Below are 19,872 nucleotides of genomic sequence, written 5' to 3' on the forward strand. Positions count from 1 at the left end.
GTCGTCGCCGTGCCGTGCCGCCGTCGGACGGCGTGACTACCGGCGCGGGACCCCGTACCGGGCGAGGTCACCCCGGGAGTTGATCCCGAGCTTCGCATAGGCACGGGACAGGTGGTTCTCCACCGTCCGTACCGACAGGACCAGGCGCCCGGCGATCTCGGCGTTCGTCGCCCCGCCCGCGGCGAGCTCGACGACGAGGCGCTCACGGGAGGTCAGCGGGTCGGCGGGCACGGGTGACCGGCCCAACAGGGGGGTCGGCGGGTCACCCACCTGGTGCGCGAGCTCGTCGGCCCGTCGTCGGGCCGCCGCTGCGGTCCGGCCGGACGCGCACCGGGACGCCGCCGCCGCGGCCTCCGCCGCGTACAGGGGTGAACCGACCGCCTCGAAGGCCGCCGCGGCCTCCAGCAGGGTCGCGGGGCAGGCGCGTTCCAGCCCGGTGGCCAGGGCCAGCCGCGCCGCGCCGACCGGGGACCCGACAGCGAGTGACGCCAGCCGGGCGCGCACCCCGGTGCCGTCGTGCATCCGCAGGCGCTCGTGCAGGATCCAGGACTCGGCGGCCACCGCCCGTTCCCGCGCGGCCCTGGCCTGACCCTGCCGCAGCAGGTCACAGGCCAGGGCATGACGACCCTCGGCGTACGCGGCCCAGCCCAGCGCGATCGGCACGGTGTGGCGCAGGAACCCCAGGCCCGCCTGGGGTGAGCGCAGGTGTGTCACCCACGCCGGCTCCGGGGTCAGGCCGCGTGAGCCGTGGGCCACGGTCAGCACGGACAGGCTGACCCGGGTGCAGTCGGTCATCCCGGCGGCCACCGAGGTCACGAGGCTGCGCCGCGCCCAGAGTGTCGCCTCGTCCAGGTGCCCCGCCTGCAACCGGGCCGCGCCGACGCACACCGCGGCCCAGGCGCGCTCGAAGACCACGCCGTCGGCCAGCGCGCCGTGGTAGGCACGCTCGGCGGTGTGCGCGGCGTCGTCGAGCCGACCGTGCTCGCGCAGCGCGTGGCTCGCGTACACGAGCAGTTTGTCGCGGGTCCCGGCGGTCGCCTCCGGCCCGGCGGCCGTGACCTGGTCGAGCAGTTCCTCGACCACGGCGACCGCCTCGCCGGTCCGCCCGAGGTGGGCCAGGGCGTTGCTGCGGCTCGTCGCCAGCATGGTCCGGACCGGCAGCGGCAGCGTGGCGTCGTCCCCGATGACGGACGTGAGCGCCAGCGCCTCGTCCGGGAAACCGGCGTATGCCAGGGCGTCGGCCTCGGCGACCGCGAACAGGGCCCCGACCGGTGCGCCGGTGGGATAGCGGGCGGACTGCTGCCGCAGCACGTCCCGGGCGGCGGGCAGGTCGTGGCAGCCCCAGAGGATCACCTTGTGCAGGGTCACGGCGAGCAGGGCGGCGTCCCTGCCGGGTGGGGTGCGGCCCAGCGCGTCGCGCAGGACGACCACGGCCTCGTCGGCGCGCCCGGTCTCCCAGAGGTTGACCGCGAGGACGAGGGCGGCACCGACGGCGACCTCCGGGTGGGCGGTCCACACCTCGGGGACCCGGTCGAGGCACGCCCGGGCCAGCCGTACCGCGACGTCCGTCGCGCCGCCCGCGGCGGCGACCCGCGCTGCGGCCAGCAGCGGCCCCGGCTGCGCGGCCTCTCCGGCGTCCAGGCTCAGCACGGTGCACCGCACGTGGTCGTGTGGCGCGAGACTCCGGGCGACCGCGAGGTGCTCGCGGAGCACCGCCCGCCGACGGGCCGGCGACAACCCCTCCCACAGCACCTCGGCGAACAACGGGTGCACGAACCGCACGGTCTCGGCCGCCCAGACCGCGATCCCGTGGGCGACCAGGTGCTCGGTTCCGCCGAGGTGCCCGGCCTGGGCGATCTCGTCGTCGTGCGCCCGGCCGGTGGCGGCCAGGAAGCGGGCGGCGGCGACGGCGTCGTCGGGCAGGCCCGCCAGGCGGGCCGGCAGGAGGCTGCGCAGCCCGGTGGGGACGGGCAGTGGCCCGACGGCGTGCCAGCCGACCGCCGAGCGGTGCAACGCGCCGCTGCGCCGCGCGCCGTCGAGCAGTTGGGTGACGAACAGGGCGTTCCCGCCGGTCCGCCGCCACACGTCGTCGACGACCCCGGCGTCGACCGGCCCGTCGAGCAGCGCGTCGACCAGTTCCTCCGTGCGCGTCCGGTCGAACGGCGCGATCGGCAGGAGCACGGTGTTCGACGACGCCGCGAGCTCGGCCACGGCGGGCGGCACCCGACCGTCGGCGGTCCGCACGGTGCCGACCAGTGTGCGACCGGCGTCGCGGGCGACCCGTACCGCGACGGCCAGGGAGACCTCGTCACAGCCGTCCAGGTCGTCGACCGCGAGCACGGCTCCGGCCGGGACCGCCTGGAGCACCTGGGCGACCATCTCCGGAAGTGACGTCGTCGCAGGGTCGACCAGGTGCGCCAGGGCCGCCAGCGGGACGTGCGACAGTCCCCGCGTGCCCCAGGCGCGGACGGCGGGAACAGCGGTGGACACGGCGTCGAGCAGTCGGGTCTTGCCCACGCCGGCCTCGCCGGTGACCAGGACCACGTCCGTCTGTGGATCGTGTACCGCAGCGAGGACGTCGCTGAACTCCCCGGCCCGGCCGATCATCGTCATGCCGGGATCATCTCCCCATCCCCTGGTGGTGCGTGAAGCGTGCGGCTGGTCCACTCGTGGTGGCAGCCGGCACTGTGCTGCCTGCATTGTGGCCTCGGTGAACCGGTACGCCAACAATGCGCCTCCATCGCAATTCCGACTGGCCGGCGGGGGTGACCACGGTGTCCGCCGCCGGGTCCATACGCGATCGTATGTTCTGGCCAGGTTCTGTCGGAATTCTGGGTAAAGGAAAACGCCGCGCCGAATTGGCGGGATTGGCCCGGCATGCTCGATCTGCGTCCGCCAGGGAATCCGACGTTGGCCGGGCATCAAACAACAACGATATTATCGATCACATTAGATTTCCGGACTGTCGAAGGGACGAATATGTCTACATTGGTTCGCGCGGCCATCGCGGCTGCCGCGCTCGCATTCGTCGTCGCCGGTGCCCAGGCGGCGCTGGCGTCGGCGCCGTCCGGTGACGTGGTTGCCATGTGCGCCCACGCACCCCGGGGCTGCCACAGCTGACCCACCCTGCTGCGGCCGTCGCTCGACCTGCGGAATCGGGTGGTGCCTCGCCTGAGGTGCCACCCGATGTCCGTCGAGGCGGGCAGGGGCGGCCGGCGCGGGTGGTCCGCTCCGGGGTCACCGTGCCCGGCACCGCACTGCGGCGGGAGTGTCAGTCGGGTGACGACGGCCCGGCCGAAGTGGCCGGGGGCCGGACCGCGCCCTGCGGTGCCGACCCGGAGGACTCGGCATCGCTCACGACCCCGCAGTACGGCTACCGGACCAGTACGGCGGTGCGGAGTCGTTCCGGGGCCTCCAGTTGTGGCAGATGACCGGCGTCCGGCAGCAGTGTGAACCGGGCACCCGGGATGGCATCGGCGTAGGCGCGGCCGTAGGCGGCCGGCGCGATGCCGTCGGACGCGCCCCAGACCACGTGGGTCGGCACGTCGATGCCGGCGAGCCGATCGCGCAGGGCCGGGTCGATCATCCGCATCCCCGTGTACGTCCGCAGCGCCGACAGATCGGGCCCCGGACGATCCGGGTCCAGCGGGATCCGGGCGGGGTCGTGGAAGGACAGCGCGGCAAGTCGCTGCGGGGTCAGCCCGGACACGTCACTGAGCGGTTGCTCGGGCACGTCGAGCCCGACCGCGTTGACCAGCACCACCCGGCCGACCCGTGGGCTACGCAGCGCCGCCATCTCGGCTGCGGTCCATCCGCCGATCGAGTTCCCGATCACCGTGACGTCATGGATGTGCTCCTTTTCGAGCAGCCTGTCGTAGTGTCGGGCGAGCGCGGCGATGCTGTCCAGGCCGGCCTGTGGGGGCGTTCCCGCGAACCCCGGGTGCGTCGGCACGATCACCCGCGCATCGGGAACCGTGGTCCGCAGTAGCTCCCCGAAGGGCGCCATCGTGTGCGGCCCGGCGCCGCCGTGCAGCAGTAGAAAGCTGGTATCGGTCACCCACCCAGAATTCGGTGCCGGGGCTGCTGCCGGGAGAGGATGGTTCATCGTGGGACCCACACCAACACCCTCTTCGCCGACGTCGAAGGCCCGCCGTGCGGCCCTCGCGGACTTCCTGCGCACGCGCCGCGCGGCGCTGCGCCCAGTCGATGTCGGCCTGGATCCGGGTCCCGGCCGCCGCCGCACCCCGGGTCTGCGCCGCGAGGAGGTCGCGCAACTCTCGGGTGTGGGTTTGTCCTGGTACACGTGGCTCGAGCAGGGCCGCGTCGTCACTCCGTCCGGGCAGGTACTCCTCGCCCTCAGCCGCGCCCTCGCCCTCACCGCCGCGGAGCGCGACCACCTCTTCCACCTCGCCGCCCTGCCCCCACCACCCCCCGGCGACGCCCCGGTCGACGCCGACACCACCGCGTTGATCGACGCCCTGCTGCCGCACATCGCCTTTGTCCTGGATCCCCGCTTCGACGTGGTCGCCCACAACCGCGCCGCCGCGCTGATCATGGCCGGCCTGGTCGCCCCGGTCTCGAGCCGCCGCAATCTGCTGCTGTGGCTCTTCGACCCGGTCACCTGGCCCACCGCCCCACCCGCGTGGCACCGCAACGCCCGCGCGAACATGCTGGACTTCCGCAGCGAGTTCGACCGCCACTCAGGCGACCCCGCCTTCGTGACCCTGGTCGAAGAGCTCACCACGACCAACCCCGTGTTCCGCAGCTGGTGGGCCGACCACGACGTGCAGGTCCTGGAGCCCACTCGCAAGCTCATCCCACACCCGACCCTCGGCCCCCTGGCCTTCCTGTCCACCCAGACCCGCCCCTCCCACGCCCCGTGGCTCCGGCTGCGGATCCTGGTCCCCGCCGACGCCGGGACCCGGGCGGCCCTCGTTGCGGCATCGGCCGGGTCGGATCCGCTCTGACGGGGGTACCGACCGCCGACCGTGCCGACCGACGTACAGCCGGCTGACGTTGCTTCAGTGGCGACGGGCCCGCCGCTGGCCCGGCGGCGTGAACGTGCGGGTCGTTGCCGGGGCGGCCGGGGCGTCTCGTCTGGGCCTCAGCCGCGCAGCCCGGGTCGACCCACGACCTGACCGCCGCCCGCACCCTCGGCATCATCGACGCGCTGACCCAAGGCCTGACTCAGGCGTTGTTGCAGGACCTGGCCTGGCCATGATCCGGATGGCCTGGCAACGTCGAATGCCTCGGTCGCAGTGAAACCCTCCTTTTCGTAGTAGCGGACCAGCGCCCGGTCCGGGCCTGCGTAGCAGTCGACTCGTAAGAGGTCCACGCCGGCGGCCCCAGCGACCGTACGAGCGTGTTCGAGCAGCTGGCGGCCGATCCCGCGCCCGGCACAGGCCCGATCGGTCACCAGTAGCCGAACGTAGAGTTCAGGTTCCGTCGCGGGTGGCACGTAGTCCGGCGCTGAGCCGACGGCCACTGCGCCGACCACGATGTCCGTGCTGACCGCCACGTACAACTCCCTACCGGCGGCCATGCCCGAAATGGCAGCCGTGGACCGTGGGTTGGCGGAGTAGGGTTCGACTCCCCACTGCCCGGTGCGGCCTGCGGCGACCAGCCATGCGACTGCGCCGTCCATCAAGCCGACAACCGCAGACACGTCGTGTTCGTCTCCGGGGCGAATCGATACCTCACCGCAGCGCACATCCATGCCGGCATCATCGCAACAACCGACGCTCTTGGGGTGTTCGGTGATGTCGGCCAGCCGCAACCGGTTCGGGCCGTGGGCGGGTGCGCTCAGCCATCGCCTGTCCGGCGGTGCGGGCCTCATCGACCAGGAACCGGTACCCGAACTCCGGGTCGTCGCGGTGCCGACCGACGCCCGCCCGCCTCGGTCGACGCCGCCCGGACCGGTCAGCGTCCGCCGCGGATCAGGTCGAGGGGGGCGGTGCGGATGCCGAACTGCTGCCGCAGGGCGCGGCCGGCGGCGTGCAGCCCGGACATGCCGTGCACGGCCGGGCCGGGTGGGGTGGAGGCCGAGCAGAGGTACACGCCGGGCAGCGGGGTCCGGTACGGGTCCCAGCGGGCCGCCGGCCGCATCACCAGCTGCCACCCGGTGACCGCCCCGCCGGAGATGTCTCCGCCGACGTAGTTCGGGTTGTGTGCGCCGGCCTGCGCCGCCGGCACCACGTGGGTGGCCAGGATCAGGTCGCGGAAGCCGGGCGCGAAGCGTTCCACCTGGGCGATGATCTGGTCGCTGACGTCGCGTGGGGAGCCGTTCGGCACGTGCGCGTACGTCCAGAGCACCTGCTTGCCGGCGGGTGCGCGGGTCGGATCGACCACGCCGGGCTGCACCGCGAGCACGTAGGGGCGTTCCGGGTGCCGGCCGCGTACCGCAGCGGTTTCGGCGATCCGGGCCTCGGCGGCCGAGCCGACCAGGTGCAGGGTGCCGGCGCGGGCGCAGTCCGGCTCCGCCCACGGCACCGGCCCGGAGAGCGCGAAGTCGACCTTGCACGCGGCCCCGCCGTACCGGAAGGAACGCAGACTGCGCGCGTAGCCGGCGGGGAGCCGGTCGCCGGCGATGCGCAGCAGGCCGGCGGGGGAGACGTCGAGCAGGACCGTGCGGGCCGGCGGCAGTTGGGCCAGGTCGTCGATCCGGTCGCCGGTGACCACCCGGCCGCCGAGTTGCCGTAGCCGGTTCACCATCGCGTCGGTGATCGCCCGGCTGCCACCTGCGGGGACCGGCCAGCCGACCGCGTGTCCGAGGGTGGCCAGCAGCAGGCCGGCCCCGGCCGGGGCGAGCCGGCGCGGTGGGGCGATCGCGTGCGCCGCCACCCCGGCCAGCAGCGCGGCGGCCTCCCCGGTGCGGAACCGGGCCGCCGCGGCCGGGGTGCCCTGTTCCAGGGTGCGGAGCCCGAGCAGCAGGGCGGCGAGCGGGTCGCGGGGCACCCTGCGCAGGTCGGACATGGCCGTGTCGACCACTCCCGACCAGCGTCGGACCAGCGGCCCGAGCAGGGACCGCCAGGCCGCCCCGTCGGGACCCAGCCCCTCGGCGGTACGGTCCAGGTCCCGCCAGGCCAGCGCCGCCCGTCCCCCGTCCAGCGGATGGGCGTACGGGATCTCCGGCTGCAACAGCCGTACGCCGTGCGCGGTCAGGTCGAAGGCGCGGAAGAAGGGCGAGGCGAGGGCCATCGGGTGCACCGCCGAGCAGACGTCGTGGTGGAACCCGGGCAGGGTCAGCTCCTCGGTCCGGGTGCCCCCGCCGGTGGTCCCGGCGGCCTCGTGAACCTGGACGCTCAGCCCTGCCGAGGCGAGCACCAGTGCGGCGGCCAGCCCGTTCGGGCCGGAGCCGACCACCACCGCGTCGAGCCCGCCGGCTGCCGTCTGTGCTCCCATGGTGTGCCCTCCCGTCCTCAGACCAACGCCTGTTCCGCAGCCAGGCTGGCGTAGAGCGCATCGGTGCGGACCAGTTCCGGATGCGAACCCACGGAACGGGCCGTGCCATTCTCCAGCACGACGATCTTGTCGGCGGCGAGGACCGTGGAGAGCCGGTGCGCGACCACGACCACGGTGGTCCGGCGGGAGATCTCCTGGATCACCTCGCGCAGGGCGGCCTCGTTGGCGGCGTCCAGTTGCGAGGTCACCTCGTCGAGCAGCAGCAGCCGGGGACGGCGCAGCAGGGCGCGGGCCACCGCGATCCGTTGCCGCTCGCCGCCGGACAGGGAGAGCCCCCGGTGCCGGATCGGGGCGTCCAGGTCACCGCCGAGCCGGTCCAGCAGGGTGCTGAGCCGGGTGGTCCGCAGCACCGCCCGGATCTCCTCGTCGGTGGCGCCGGGGGTGGCGTACGCGACGTTCTCCCGCAGTGTCCCGGCGAGCACCGCGACGTCCTGCTCGACGTACCCGATGGTGGCGCGCAGCTCGGCCAGCGGCCAGTCGGCCAGCGGCCGGCCGTCGACGAGGATCCGGCCCTGTTGCGGCTCGGTGAAGCGTTCGATCAGGGCGAGCACCGTGGTCTTGCCGGAGCCGGAGGGCCCGACCAGGGCGGTCAGCCCGCCCGCCGGCACGGTCAGGGTGAGGTCGCGCAGGGCCGGTTCGTCCCGGTCGGGGTACCGGAAGCTGACCTGTTCGAACACCACCTCCGCCGGTTCGGGAGCCGACCGCGCCCCGGTCGTGGTGGTCGGCCCGCCGGTTCCCGTCGGCCCCGTCGGCACCCCGGCTCCGGCCGTCGCCGGGACGCCGGCCCTGACCGGTGGCGCGGGGGGCAGGTCGATCGGTTCGGTGGGCAGTGCGTCGATCTCGGCGATCCGGGTCAGCGCCGCCCGCCCGATCTGCAGGTAGGTGCCGGCGCCGACGAGCTGCATCACCGGGTGGCTCAGGTAGGCCACGTAGAGCAGGAAGGCCACCAGCGCCGAGACCGGCATCGCGCCGCTGGCCACCCGTGCGCCGCCGACCCCGAGCACGACCAGGAACGCGACCTGGATGGCCAGGCCGGCGCTGGTGCCGGCGACCGAGCCCCAGCGGGCCAGGCTCACCCCCTGGCGGTACGCGGTCAGCGCCGCCGCGTCGATCCGGGCCGCCTCGGTGGCCTCGGTGCCGGAGGCCTTCATGGTGGTGAACGCGCCCAGCGCCCGTTCCAGGGCGGCGCCCATGTCGCCCACCGACTCCTGGGAACGCAGCGCGGCGGCACGGATGCGGGGCATCAACAACCCCATGATGACCACCAGGAGCACCACCACCACGGCGGTCACCCCGAGCAGGGTCAGGTCGACCACCGCCATCAGTGCTACCGCGCCGAGCAGCATGACGCCGCCGGTGAAGATGTCGATCAGGGACTGGCTGGCGATCTGCCGCAGCAGCATGGTGTCCCCGGCGACCCGGGCCAGCAGGTCACCGGGGGCCTGCCGCTGCAACGCCGGCACGGTCAGCCGCAGCAGGTGCCGGACCAGGCCGCGCCGGCCGTCCAGGGCGACCGCCTCGGCGGTGCGCAGGATCAGGTAGTTGCCGACCCCGAGCAGTACGGCGGCGATGATCACCAGCCCGGTCAGCACGACCAGCGCCCGACCCACCCCCTGACCGGCGGTGAGGCCGTCGATGAGTGCCTTGGCGGCCAGCGGCTGGGCCAGCCCGAGCAGGCTGGAGGCGAGCAGCAGCACGGCGGCGGCCACGAACGGACCCCGGTGCGGCCGGACGTATCCGGCGATCATGCGCAGCCAGTGCCGCTCACCGGCGGCCGGGGTGCTCACCGGTCACCCGGGGCGCGGTAGACGTTGACGTACATCGGTTCCGCGCCGGTGAACTCGGTGCCGGCCCAGTCGCTGTGCCGGGCCACCCGGACCAGTCCGGCCCGCTCGGCGTACCCGTCGACCTCGTCGGGGGTGGTGAGCCGGCTCAGCTCCGAGGCGATCCGGGACCGGCCCTCGGAGATCCAGATGTGCGCCAGGTGCCAGATCCCGTTCGCCACGTCGATGGTGGAGTACGACAGCAGCCCGGTGTCCCGGCCGGGGTAGGGCACGAAGAAGGAGTCCCGGGCCCGGCCCTGGTTGAGCACGGCCAGCGCGAACTGCGGGTTGTGGGTCTCCACCACGAGGAGCCCGCCGGGGGCCAGCCGGGCGGCGGCGGCCTGCACCGCCCGTTGCTGTTCCTGCGGGTCCAGCAGCATCGACAGGGTGCCGCAGACGCAGTAGACCAGCCCGTACCGGCGGTCGTCGGACCAGTCGCGGATGTCGCCGTGCACCGGGGTGACCGGGCAGGGTCGCTCGGCCAGGGCGGCCCGCAGCGCGTCGAGCATCTCCGGTGACGAGTCCACCCCGACGATCTCGCCGACCCGGTCGGCCAGCGGCAGGGCGATCCGGCCGGTGCCGACGCCGAGCTCCAGGGTGGGTGCTCCGCCGCCCGGGTGCAGGCCGGCGAGGTACGCGACGGCCGGCTCCGCCGCCGCCCCGCCGGGGAAGAGTTGGTCGTAGAAGTCGACGAACTGGCGTCCGTAGCCGCTGTCGGCGATCTCAGTCATCTCGGGGTGCCCTCCGGCAACGGTTCGAACGGGGAGACCAGCAGGTAGTCCGGCTGGTGGGATTCGTCGTAGCCGGCGCTGCGGGCGATCACGAACTGGAATCCCCGGGGTACGTCCGCGCCGGCGTACTGCCGGCGTACGGCGTGCGCGACGAAGTCCCGCAGCACCTCGTACGGCGCGGTGGCGGTGATCTCGACGCCGGGGGTGCCCAGGTGCACGATCAGGTCGGCACAGATGTCGAAGATCGCCTTGTCCTGCCGGCGTTCCGGGAACCAGACCACCTGCCGCCAGTGCCGGCGCGGGATGTGGGTGGTCTCCACCCAGCGGGTCTGCGCGCCGTCGGCGGTGAGCACCCGGTGCAGGACGTGGAAGTCGTGCTGCGCCGGTTCGGGGGCGAAGAAGCGCCAGTTGCCGATGAGCAACCCGGGTACGTCGTAGCGGCGGAACCGGTCGAAGACCTGTTGCGGGTGCTGGCTGAGCACGGTCACCCCGAACCAGCCGACCAGGCCGGCGGTGATCGCCGTGGTCAGTGGCCGCAGGTCGGAGCCGACCCGGCGGCTCATCGCCGGACCTCCGACCCCGGCGCGGTGACGTCGTCGACGAACGCGGTGAGGATCGTGGCGACCTCCGCGGACCGGTCGGCGTCGGTGAGGATCTCGTCGTGGTCGGCGTCGGCGATCAGGTGCCGCTGCGCCCGGGGTGCCGCGGCGGCGAACTCGTCGTGCAGGTCGGCCTGGACGGCGTCGGCCCGCGCGGTCCGCCCGGCCGTCACCACCACCAGCGGTACGTCGATCCGGGGCAGCCCGGTGCTCTCATCCTCGAAGCGTTCCTGCACCACCCGCCACTCCCGCCGGGCGGCGGCCCACAGTTCCGGGTCGCGGTACTGGGCCAGGGCCAGCGGGCGGACGGACTCGGGCAGCCGGTCGATCCAGGGGGCCCGGGGCAGCAGCGAACCGAACCCGGCCCGCAACGAACCGGGCATGATGGCCAGGGTGCTGGTCAGCGCCCGGCCGCCCTCGGCCTGCCGCAGGGAACGGCGTAGTTCGGCGGGGTGGCTGGAGTCGACCAGGGCCACCCCGCGTACCTGTCCGCCGAGTTGTTCGGCGGCGAGCAGGGCCAGGTAGCCGCCGAGTGAGTGGCCGACCAGGACCACCGGGCGGTCGCCGGCCACGTGCCGGGTCAGCTCGACCAGGTCGTCAACCATCGTCTCGAACCGGTACTCCCCGGTGCCCCGGTAGCGGCTGGCGCCGTAGCCGGCCCGCTGGTAGGTGACCGTGGTGAACCGGTCACCGAGCGGACCGGCGATCCGCTCCCAGTGCTCGGCGGTGGCGGCCATCCCGCTCTCCAGCACCACCACCGGCCCGTCACCGCCGGACCCGCCGGACCGCGCCTCAGCCCCGCCGGACAGCGGGTTGCCGGCGTACCGGTAGGACAGGACGTTTCCGGCGGCGGTGGTGACGGTGCGCTCGTCGCCGCGCCCCCGCTCGATCAGCCGACGCCGCCGGATCCGGGCGACCTGGCCGGCGGTGAAGAGCACCAGACCGGCGGTCGCCGCCACGGCGGGCAGGGTGTCGTCGCGCCGCACGCCGGCCGCGTCGCCGGTGCGTTCCCGGGGCCGGGTGGTGTACGCGACCGCCGGATAGGTGGAGGTGAACGCCCAGAAGAACCGGCCGAGCCCCATCACCCGCGCGTTGACCAGGTGAAACGCCCCGGCGGTGGCGAGCAGGTACGGCGCGGGACGACCCTTCGCGGCGTAGGCCAGCGGGAACGCGCACTCCATCGCCAGCACCCCGTGGGCGGCGAGTTTCGTCAGCCGGGGGTAGCGGCGCATCAGCTGCCAGACCTGCGGGTCGCCGTAGGTGAGGGTCCGGGTGATGCCGGGCAGGGCGCGTCCGCTGCGCCAGGTATCGCTGGGCAGCTTCGCCCAGCCGGAGACCGTGTACGACAGCACCGACTGCAGGGCGACGAACCAGAGGCAGGCGTCGACCACGGCTGGCCGGCGCTGGCCGGCGCGGGCGGCGGTGGTGAGCGCCTGGACCAGGAAGGAGACCTGGTCGGCGCCGTCGCTGCCGTAGAGGTGCTGGGCGTGCAGCGCGGCCTGGCTGCCGGTGAGCACCGCGTTCGCGGCGACCCGCTGCCGGCGGCCCAGCGGCAGCCAGAGCGCGGCCGCCGCGACGGCCCGGCTGACGTGCAGCGCGGTGGCCACCCGGTCGTTGGCGGCCAGGTCCAGGGCCCGGGTCAGGCGGGGGGCGTGCTCGTGGAAGGTACGCCGGTTCACCGCCCAGTTGTTCGCCCCGCCCCGCTGCCGGTCCCGGCGGCGGGTGAGGTATTCCAGGCTGGCGAAGAGGTGGGTCACCGAGCTGATCCGCTCGGTCCAGCTCAGCACGGCGGAGCGGTCGAACGTGGCGGGCGGCCGGAGCCGGCGGTGCCAGGGTGCTCTCTTCATGGGTCAGCGCTTCCTGATGGTGCGGGGAGGACCGGGCGGGACGGGTGGGCCGGTGGACCGCCGCGGCGGTCCACCGGCCCGGGTGCTGCTACCGCGATCGCGTCATCACTTCGGGACCGGCCGGGTCCCGCCGAGGTTGCGCCCGGCGACGTAGCCGGCGCCGAAGAGCGCCGCCACCGAACCGACCAGGCCGACGCCGGCCGCCACGCTGACGATGGTTGCCGGAGTGGCCAGCACCGGCATCCCGCCGACGTGGTTGCGTGCCTCGTCGCTGTGGATCGGGATGGTGGCGAGGGCGGGGTCCGCGTTCACCCTGTTGGCGAGAACGGACATGGATCACCTCCTGAACGGGGGTACGGGTTGTCGGGCGGCTACTTCGGCTGTGGCCTGGTGCCCTCGGCCATGTTGCGGGCGATGCCCACCATGTAGCCGGCGTGGAACGCCACGGCGCCGACGGCGACGCCGAGCGCCACCGCCGTCGGGGTGGCGAGCACCGGGGTGAGTCCGGCCAGCCCGTGGGCGGTCCGGTCGGCCTCGGTGAGCTCACCGAACATCTCCAGGGAGATGTCGTTGGTGTGGTCGACGAGTGCGGTCATCTGGTTCACCTCCTCCGGAAGCTCTCAGCCAGTGTGAAAGGCGGCGCGCACGCCGTTCATCTCAGCTAAAAATCATGAATCGCTAGGATGTCCGAGGGGGTCGCCGCCGTCAACCACGGGAAACGGGGTCCACCCGATCCGACGAGGGGAGGGCACCACATGGACCACCCGAGCACGGGCACCCTCGCCGAAAAGATCAACAGACTCTTCGAGATGGTCCGCCGCCCCGACCGGGAGCAGTACCGCAACGAGGAGGTGGCCACCGCCTGCCGCGCGGCCACCGGGGAGAGCTTCTCCACCACGTACCTCTGGCAGTTGCGCAACGGCCGGCGGACCAACCCCACCAAGCGGCACCTGGAGGCCCTCGCCCAGTTCTTCCAGGTGCCGGCGGCGTACTTCTTCGACGACGAGCAGAGCGCGCGGATCGTCGAGGAGTTGGAGCTGCTCGGCGCGCTGCGCGACAGCGCCGTCCGGCAGATCGCGCTGCGTGCGGTCACCCTCTCCCCGGAGGGGCTGGACACCATCAGTGACATGATCGAAGCCATCGGGCGGCGGGAGGCACGCCGCGCCGGGCCGGCCGGCGTGCAGCTGCCCGGGCCCGGTACGGGCGGGCCGGTGGAGCGCGATGGCGGTTGATCGGGGCATGTGGCGCCGGTGTCAGCGGATCGTCGACGCGCTGTCGATCCCGACGCCGTTCGAGCCGACCCGGTTCGTCGACGCGCTGGCCCACCAGCGGGGCCGACCGGTCGAGCTGGTGCCGATGCCCGGTGGGGCCAGCCAGTGCGGCGCACTGGTCGCCACCGACCAGGCCGACTACCTCTTCTATGCCACCAGCACCACCCGGCTGCACCAGGAGCACATCCTGTTGCACGAGGTCGGGCACCTGCTCTGCGGCCACGTCGACGACCGCTCGCTGGCCACCCTGCCCGCCCTGCTGCTGCCGAACCTCTCCACCGACCTGGTCCGCCGGGTACTCGGCCGATCCGACTACTCGGCCGACCAGGAGCAGGAGGCCGAACTGGTCGCCTCGATGATCGCCCACCGCGCCCGCCGGGGCCCGACCGGCGGCACCGGCCCGGTCACCCCCGAGGTCGCCGACGGGCTGGCCCGACTCGGCTCGATCTTCGACACCGGCTGACCAGGGCCGGGCACCATGCTGACCTGGCTCAACTTCACCGCCCTGGCGCTCGCCGTCGTGGTCGCCGCCTACAAACTCATCCCGGTACCCGGCCGTCGGCGTGCCGCCGGCACCCGCTACCTCTCCGCCTTCTTCCTGTGCATCGGCCTCGGCCTGGCGGTGATGGCCCACCCGGTCCTGATCGCGATCAGCCACGTCGAGCCCGTGCCGAACCTCAGCCGACTGCTCGGCAACGGCCTGGAGATGCTCGCCGCGTACTTCCTCGGCGCGCTCGGCCAGAGCATCGCCCGCCCTGCCGGCACCCGCCGCTGGCTGCGCCGGCACGGTGCCCTGCTGGTCGGCGCGGTCCTGGTGATGGCGGTGCTGCTGGCTTACGCCGACACCACCTTCACCCTGAACTTCGTCAACGCGTACTCACGGGATCCGGTCGTCGTCGGCTACCTCGTGGTCTTCTTCAGCTACATCGCGGTCTGCCTGACCACCTTCATCACCAGCGTGGGCGGCTACCTACGGCACGTGCCGGCCGGCGTCCTACGGACCGGGCTCAGCTTCGTGGTCACCGGCACCGCCCTGGGCATCGTCTGGGCGGCCTGGTCCGGAGTCCGGCCGGTCGTCACCCTCCTCACCGGCCGGTCCCTGGCCACCACGCTGCCGATCGGCGCCACCCTGGGCTCGGTCTGCATGCTGCTCTGGCTGATCGGGGCGACCCTGACCGCCTGGGGCGACCGGATCACCGCGCCACTGCGCTGGCTGCGCGCGCTACACCGGCTGCGCCGGATCGACCCGCTCTGGCGGGCGCTACGGACCGCGCTGCCGCAGATCGCCCTCAACACCAGCGGCGGCTGGCCGTTGCCCGGCGCGGAGTTCGCGCTCTACCGCCGGGTGATCGAAATCCGCGACGCGCAGCTGACGCTGCGTCCCTACGCCCATCCCGACGTGCCCCGCTGGATCGACCCGGCAGCGGACCCGGCCACCGTGGAAGCGGCGGTGATCGCCGCCGCCCTCGTCGGACACGCGCACCGCCGGGACTACCGCGCCGAGCACCCGTTCCAGGACGTGGACGCCTCACTGGCCTCGGAGAGCGCCTGGCTGGCCCGGGTGGCCCGGCAGTTCGCCACCTCGACGGAGGTGGCCCGGGTCCGCCAACTCGCCGCCGCCGAAGCCACCAGGCCCCGGAACGCCGACCAGGCGTAGGCCCCTTGCCGTGGGGTTTCGGCCGGCCCGTGAGGCTGCGCGGTCCCTTCGCCCGCGTCAACCGTCGGCGGCCCCCAGGCACCGGCCAGAACCGACGGCCCGGTTTGCCGGAATGCCAGTGTGGCTGCCTGATCCCAAGACGCATCGCCACCGGCGACTGCCCGCACTGACCCAGCACCGTGAAGTGACCCCCTGAGACCGGACCTCCTCCTGACTTGGCATCCTGCCGGCTGTGGACGATCCCGGGACTCCGGTGATCAGTCTGCGCGGCGGTAATGCACGGCCACTACCCCATTGCGCATCGGCTTGGCCGAGAGCAGTTCGAGCCGGCGGGTGCTGGGCAGCCCGCCCTGGTACAGGGTCGGGCCGTGACCGGCGATCCGAGGCTGAACGAGCATCCTGTACTCGTCGATCAGGTCCAGCCGGTCCAACTCGGTCGCGAGGTTGCCGCTGCCGAGGAGGACCCCGTCCGGGGTCGCGTCCTTGAGCTTCTGCACGCCCTCGCGCAGATCGCCGGCGATGTGGTGGCTGTTGGTCCACGGGAAGTCCGTGCGCGTCGACGACACCACGTACTTGGGTTTGGCCTCCAGCTTGGCCGCCCACTCCTGCATCGCCGGCGGCGCCTCCTGGTCACCGCGGGCGACGGCCGGCCAGGCGCTCTCCATCATCTCGTAGGTGACCCGACCCCACAGCATCGCCCCGGCCTCGTCCATGAGCCGGATGAAGAAGGCGTGCGTCTCGTCGTCGGCGATCCCCTCCTGGTGGTCGGCGCAACCGTCCAGGGTGATGTTCAGACTGAAGGTAAGCAGTCCCATGACCGGCGAGTCTAACGCCGGTGACGCCACGGTCCGGGCGCGACAGGCAATTCGAGAACAACGCCGGAGGTAATGACAAGAGTCGTCTACCGACGAGGTGCTGTTACCTCACTGTGGTGACCGATCCGGCTCCGGCGGGTACGAGGTGGGCAGCGTCCCGTTCGCGGCAGACTGGTGCCCTTCCCTGACCAGGCCTTCGATGGTGTCGGCCAGGTCGGAGACTCTCCGACGTCCGTCGAGTTCGATGGTGGCTCCCCGTCTGAGCAGTGGCTCGACGGTCTGGACGTAATGCTCGATCTCCGCCTGCTGTTCGGGCGTTCTTCCATAGGGGTTCGTTCGGCAGGTGACCCGTTGGAGAAGAACCTCCAACGGCGCGCTGAGCAAGACGATGTGGTGAAAGCGGTGGTAGAAGCGGACCTGGTTCTCCACCGTCCCGGACACGATCAGATCGCGGTACCGGTCAAGCAACCGGCTCATTCGCGGCTCGTCCCAGGTCCCGTCGGGCAGTTCCCAGCCGCCGTAGTCCGTATCGACAGTGCGGAAACCCCGCAGGCGAAGCTCGTCGAGGACCGTGGTCTTGCCCGCGCCCGACATGCCGGTCACCAGTACCCGTGCCACGTCCGTACGGTAGCGGGCAGCGCGACCGACGACAGGAACTCCTCGCGATCCACCGTGCGGTACGCGGATCGCATGACACGAGACCACGCCCTACCACCCAGACGGTTGCGGTGGTGAGCCCGTTGCTGACCGAGCCAACAAAGGCTCGCCGGGATCTGCGTCCGGATTGACCCGTGGACGCAGTGGCCCATAACGGAGGCCCGGCCGGAACGGTGTGGCTGACACCAACGAACCCACACCACCAAGAGGATCCGAGTTACACCGTTCGTTCGACAGGCCCTAGGGTGGCGAGCGACCAGACACGAGCCAGCCAGTGGCAGGCTCCGGTGGCGATCGTGCCGTGGGTAACGCGGATCGAGGCGATGCTGATGGCGGGGCACAGGGGGACGCCGACCATCGAACGCGGCGATCCCTCGTCCTCCCGGCGGGAAGGCTGCCGTGGGTCGCAACCAGACAGCTGGACGCCCGCCGTTGCCTGGGCCGGCGGCTGGTGACACCCGGATGAGCCTGGTGTCGGCGTTCGTGCCGATCTGGATTCTCACCGTGATCGGCTATGCGGCCTGTCGATGGGGACTGCTGGGCGAGGCGGGGGCGGCGGTGCTCGGCCGCTTCGTGTTCCAGCTGGCGATGCCGGCCGCACTGTTCCTGGCACTGTCCCGGATGCCGCTGTCCGGGTTCGCCGGCCCCCCGCTGCTCGCCTTCGCGGCGAGCACCGCCGCGGTGGTCGGGTTCGGGTGGTTCGGTGCGAGCCGGCTGTTCGGCCGCGAGCCTGGCGAACGACCTATCTGGGGCATGGCCGCCGGGTACGTCAACTCGGCGAACCTCGGCATCCCCATCGCCACCCAGGTACTCGGCGACGTGGCGTTCCTGGCGCAGGTGGTGCTGCTACAGGTGCTGGTGGTGGCACCCGTGATCCTGGTCGCACTGGACCGGCACCGCGACCCCGCCGGGCGGATACGGGTCCGCCGGATCGCCTCCCTGCCGGTACGCAACCCGGTGATCCTGGCGTCGCTGCTCGGTGTCGCCTGTTCGGCTGCCGGCCTGCGGCTGCCGTCGGCGGCCGACGCGACACTGACTCTGCTGTCGGGCGCCGCAGCTCCGGCCGCCCTGGTCGCGCTCGGCGCGTCGCTGCACCACACGACGCCGTCGCGCGACGATCGGGCCGCGCCGGCTGGCCGGGCCGCGCCGGCCGAGCTGGCCGTGATCACCGCGCTGAAGCTCGTCGCGCAGCCGGCCGTCGCGTACGCGGCAGGGCTGGCCCTGCACCTGCCCGCGCCGCAGCTGCTCGCAGTGGTGGTGTGCGCGGGCCTGCCGACAGCGCAGAACACGTTCATCTTCGGCCAGGAGTACGGCGTCGGCGAGGCGGTGACCGGCCGCGCGGTGCTGCTGACCACGACACTGTCGCTCGCCACCCTGGCCGCGGCAGCGGCCCTGCTCAGGTAGGTCCGTCGACGGAGACGTCCGGTAACCATGCTGAGCGACACCGACCGTGGCGCTGGCGGCCGGACCTTCCGATCATCGCCCGGCGAACTGGTCCGGAGTATCTGGTCGGGGGGCCTAGCCCAGGATCGCCTCGATCAGGCGCATGGTGCCGTCACGCTCCCAGGTCGACTGGTAGTTGGCGACGGTCGGGCCGGGTGGATAGTGCGCCGGCATGTTCGCCCAGGTGCAGCCGGTGCGTCTGCGGTGGTAGATCGCTTCCACGATCAGCCGGCGGTCGTGCAGCCGGCTCCGGTGCGAGTCGCCGCCCGGCAGGATCGCCTCGACCTGCCGCCACTGCTCGTCGGTGATGCCGACCAGAGTCGACCGTCCGCGCTGCTCGCCCCGCTCGGGCCGGCGGGATGGTGGTCGCGGCACCTCGACGGCTCTCGGTGCCTCGACCGGTTCCGGCGGTTCCGCACCGCCCTGCCGGCTCTCCCTGGACAGCAGCCGGGCCCGCACCGCCGCCGCGATCTGTTCCCGAACCGGCAACGGCTGGGCCGGCGGATATCCGGTGAAGCCGGGTTCGAGGGCGGCGGTGAGGAGCCCGCATGCCTGGCGGAGCTGCTCCCACTCCGGGGCGAGGGCCAGCAGGTGGGCGGTCTCCGGATCGTCGGGCTGCCCCTGCGGCCCGCCGAACGCCTGGAGGCGACCCAGGATCACCGGTTGACGGTGGGCGTACCAGGCCAGGACGCGGGCGATGGCATCGTGCACCGACGACCGGTACTCCTCCTGGTACGGCCCGGCCAGGTTGAACGCGTACGCCTGCGTGTTGTAGTCGGCCATGTCGGCGGCGAGGTCCGGGCAGTCCGCCAGCGCCTGCGGGAACTGGGCGGGGTCCAGGTAGTCCAGCCACCGGGGCGCCGGCTGGTCGCCGCCGTCGGGTGCCGGGTCCCCGGGCTGACCGGGCAGGTCCGGTTGCGCGACGGTGGCGGTCAGATACCACTGCCGCAGGTGCTCGTCACAGGCTGCGGCGAAGTACGGCAGGTACGCCTCGGCGACCTCGCCGGCGAGGGCCTCGGCGGCGACCGACCAGAGGGCGAACGTGAACCCGGTGTCCACCTCGAACACCTGCGCCAACCGGGCGACCAGCGCGTACATGTCGTCGATCTGTGCGAACTCCGCGACGAGCGTCGGATCGACTTCCCTGAACGCCACCGCCAGGGGGTGGTCGACCCACGGCGGCCGGACGGTGTCCACCAGCGCGACGACGAGGTGGTCCCGGTCCAGCTGCCCACTGGCGTGCTGCTGGAGCAGCGTGATCGTGGCCAGGCTACGGCGCAGCTGGTCGACGCCGGTGTGGGCGGCCTGCTCGTCGGCCCAGGCATGGAACATCGCCAGGCAGGTGCCGTTCTGCTGGGTCTCGGCCCAGGTGAGGCGCTGGAAGTACGCCGGCTCGTGCTCGGCGATCCAGGCGAAGGTCGTAGCGAACGTGTGTTGCCATGGCGCCGGCTGGACGTTCTGATGGGGATGCACGCCTGTCTCCCGGTCGGTGGGCGGGTCCGCACCAGCGTGCGCCGGATCTGCCGGCCCGTTCCCCGGTCGCCGGCCGGTCCTGCGGGCAGTCCGGG

At 72.9% G+C, this 19,872-nt stretch carries 17 protein-coding genes and 2 pseudogenes; 6 read left to right on the forward strand and 13 right to left on the reverse strand.

The genetic code is table 11. The features are described from left to right. Positions 1-36: 36 nt before the first annotated feature. Positions 37-2,613, reverse strand: a complete 2,577-nt coding sequence (locus tag FJK98_RS33960) for a LuxR family transcriptional regulator (protein WP_240762769.1) — start codon at positions 2,611-2,613, stop codon at positions 37-39. 760 nt (positions 2,614-3,373) lie between these two features. After that, positions 3,374-4,006 carry an alpha/beta fold hydrolase gene (locus FJK98_RS12030; RefSeq protein WP_370517041.1) on the reverse strand — a complete coding sequence of 211 codons (633 nt, stop codon included), beginning with the start codon at positions 4,004-4,006 and terminating at the stop codon, positions 3,374-3,376. Here FJK98_RS12030 and FJK98_RS12035 point away from each other — a divergent pair. After that, positions 3,897-4,967, forward strand: a complete 1,071-nt coding sequence (locus FJK98_RS12035; RefSeq protein ID WP_145919102.1) for a helix-turn-helix transcriptional regulator — start codon at positions 3,897-3,899, stop codon at positions 4,965-4,967. The two genes, FJK98_RS12030 and FJK98_RS12035, sit on opposite strands and share 110 nt — an antisense overlap. A gap of 85 nt (positions 4,968-5,052) precedes the next feature. Next, a pseudogene (locus tag FJK98_RS33965) lies at positions 5,053-5,179 on the forward strand (IS5/IS1182 family transposase); the annotation flags it as partial. A 126-nt stretch (positions 5,180-5,305) separates the two neighbouring features. Here the strand turns inward: FJK98_RS33965 and FJK98_RS34800 are convergent. From FJK98_RS34800 to FJK98_RS12080, 8 genes and pseudogenes are all read right to left on the reverse strand, one after another. After that, positions 5,306-5,836, reverse strand: a pseudogene (locus FJK98_RS34800) (N-acetyltransferase family protein); the annotation flags it as partial. 83 nt (positions 5,837-5,919) lie between these two features. Next, positions 5,920-7,401 (reverse strand): NAD(P)/FAD-dependent oxidoreductase, encoded by a 1,482-nt coding sequence (locus FJK98_RS12050; RefSeq protein WP_145919103.1) that lies wholly within the window; start codon positions 7,399-7,401, stop codon positions 5,920-5,922. A gap of 17 nt (positions 7,402-7,418) precedes the next feature. Continuing rightward, on the reverse strand, positions 7,419-9,248 hold the full coding sequence (locus tag FJK98_RS12055) for an ABC transporter ATP-binding protein (RefSeq protein WP_145919104.1): 1,830 nt from the start codon (positions 9,246-9,248) through the stop codon (positions 7,419-7,421). Further along, positions 9,245-10,015: a class I SAM-dependent methyltransferase gene (locus FJK98_RS12060; RefSeq protein WP_145919105.1), complete on the reverse strand. Its 771-nt coding sequence runs from the start codon at positions 10,013-10,015 to the stop codon at positions 9,245-9,247. The genes FJK98_RS12055 and FJK98_RS12060 overlap by 4 nt, the downstream gene beginning before the upstream one ends. Further along, on the reverse strand, positions 10,012-10,578 hold the full coding sequence (locus tag FJK98_RS12065; protein WP_145919106.1) for a hypothetical protein: 567 nt from the start codon (positions 10,576-10,578) through the stop codon (positions 10,012-10,014). The genes FJK98_RS12060 and FJK98_RS12065 overlap by 4 nt, the downstream gene beginning before the upstream one ends. Further along, on the reverse strand, positions 10,575-12,461 hold the full coding sequence (locus tag FJK98_RS12070) for an alpha/beta fold hydrolase (protein WP_145919107.1): 1,887 nt from the start codon (positions 12,459-12,461) through the stop codon (positions 10,575-10,577). Before FJK98_RS12070 ends, FJK98_RS12065 begins: the two co-directional genes overlap by 4 nt. A gap of 105 nt (positions 12,462-12,566) precedes the next feature. Next, complete coding sequence (locus FJK98_RS12075; RefSeq protein ID WP_145919108.1) at positions 12,567-12,794, reverse strand: hypothetical protein; 228 nt, start codon at positions 12,792-12,794, stop codon at positions 12,567-12,569. A 38-nt stretch (positions 12,795-12,832) separates the two neighbouring features. Then, entirely contained in the window at positions 12,833-13,057 is a 225-nt protein-coding gene (locus FJK98_RS12080; protein WP_145919109.1) for a hypothetical protein, read from the reverse strand. A gap of 159 nt (positions 13,058-13,216) precedes the next feature. On the opposite strand from FJK98_RS12080, the gene FJK98_RS12085 reads away from it, so the two are divergent. Genes FJK98_RS12085 through FJK98_RS12095 form a run of 3 tightly spaced genes read left to right on the forward strand, consistent with a single transcriptional unit; the run spans position 13,217 to position 15,389 of the window. Further along, on the forward strand, positions 13,217-13,693 hold the full coding sequence (locus FJK98_RS12085) for a helix-turn-helix domain-containing protein (RefSeq protein WP_145919110.1): 477 nt from the start codon (positions 13,217-13,219) through the stop codon (positions 13,691-13,693). After that, positions 13,683-14,195: a hypothetical protein gene (locus tag FJK98_RS12090; protein ID WP_145919111.1), complete on the forward strand. Its 513-nt coding sequence runs from the start codon at positions 13,683-13,685 to the stop codon at positions 14,193-14,195. The genes FJK98_RS12085 and FJK98_RS12090 overlap by 11 nt, the downstream gene beginning before the upstream one ends. A gap of 15 nt (positions 14,196-14,210) precedes the next feature. Further along, the gene (locus FJK98_RS12095; RefSeq protein ID WP_145919112.1) at positions 14,211-15,389 is read left to right on the forward strand and encodes an MAB_1171c family putative transporter; all 1,179 of its coding nucleotides are present in this window, start codon (positions 14,211-14,213) and stop codon (positions 15,387-15,389) included. A gap of 257 nt (positions 15,390-15,646) precedes the next feature. On the opposite strand, the gene FJK98_RS12100 is transcribed toward FJK98_RS12095, so the two are convergent. Then, positions 15,647-16,204 carry a dihydrofolate reductase family protein gene (locus FJK98_RS12100; protein ID WP_145919113.1) on the reverse strand — a complete coding sequence of 186 codons (558 nt, stop codon included), beginning with the start codon at positions 16,202-16,204 and terminating at the stop codon, positions 15,647-15,649. Between the two features lie 108 nt (positions 16,205-16,312). Next, positions 16,313-16,822 carry an AAA family ATPase gene (locus FJK98_RS12105; protein ID WP_145919114.1) on the reverse strand — a complete coding sequence of 170 codons (510 nt, stop codon included), beginning with the start codon at positions 16,820-16,822 and terminating at the stop codon, positions 16,313-16,315. A 501-nt stretch (positions 16,823-17,323) separates the two neighbouring features. On the opposite strand from FJK98_RS12105, the gene FJK98_RS12110 reads away from it, so the two are divergent. Next, positions 17,324-18,265 (forward strand): AEC family transporter, encoded by a 942-nt coding sequence (locus FJK98_RS12110; RefSeq protein ID WP_145919115.1) that lies wholly within the window; start codon positions 17,324-17,326, stop codon positions 18,263-18,265. A 114-nt stretch (positions 18,266-18,379) separates the two neighbouring features. On the opposite strand, the gene FJK98_RS12115 is transcribed toward FJK98_RS12110, so the two are convergent. Then, a complete protein-coding gene (locus FJK98_RS12115) occupies positions 18,380-19,777 on the reverse strand; it encodes a transposase (RefSeq protein ID WP_145919116.1) in 1,398 nt (465 codons plus the stop codon). Positions 19,778-19,872 lie beyond the last annotated feature (95 nt).

It is taken from the genome of Micromonospora sp. HM134 (assembly GCF_007833915.1).
In the GTDB taxonomy this organism is placed as follows: Bacteria; Actinomycetota; Actinomycetes; order Mycobacteriales; family Micromonosporaceae; genus Micromonospora; species Micromonospora wenchangensis.